This is a genomic window from Clostridium sediminicola (assembly GCF_050402865.1).
Classification (GTDB): domain Bacteria; phylum Bacillota; class Clostridia; order Clostridiales; family Clostridiaceae; genus Clostridium_AF; species Clostridium_AF sediminicola.
On the sequence record NZ_BAABMF010000074.1, the window covers coordinates 1 to 529 of the forward strand.

At 34.2% G+C, this 529-nt stretch carries 2 rRNA genes; both read right to left on the reverse strand.

From position 1 onward, the window contains the following. Positions 1-78, reverse strand: a 23S ribosomal RNA gene (locus tag ACQ3F0_RS26775); the annotation flags it as partial. A 363-nt stretch (positions 79-441) separates the two neighbouring features. Further along, a 16S ribosomal RNA gene (locus tag ACQ3F0_RS26780) occupies positions 442-529 on the reverse strand; the annotation flags it as partial.

Sequence of the window (529 nt, forward strand, 5' to 3'; positions counted from 1 at the left end):
AAGCTTATCGCAGCTTATCACGTCCTTCATCGGCTCCTAGTGCCAAGGCATCCACCGTGCGCCCTTTGTAGCTTGATCTTTTAGTTATTTAATCAACTTTTTACAAAGTTTGCTCAGTTTGAGCTTTATTACTTATTTTTGTTTATGAGATATCTAAGTTCAATTACTAATTTATATAAGTCCATAACTCATTAATACATTGAGATTTTTGACATGTATAAATCAAATTTCACTAAGAATCTCACTAATTCACTATGCAATTTTCAATGAACATTTTACAAATACTTTGCAATTAAAAATTCATAACCGACATTGTCAATTATAAATTGGTAATCTTCAGTATTCAGCTAATAAAAAAACCAATTTGGTCTTTCAAAATTAAACAGAGTAGATAAAAAACCGAGTCAATTTTATGAGAACATTGTTCTCATTTCTCCCTAGAAAGGAGGTGATCCAGCCGCAGGTTCTCCTACGGCTACCTTGTTACGACTTCACCCCAATCATCGATCCCACCTTCGACTGCTGGCTC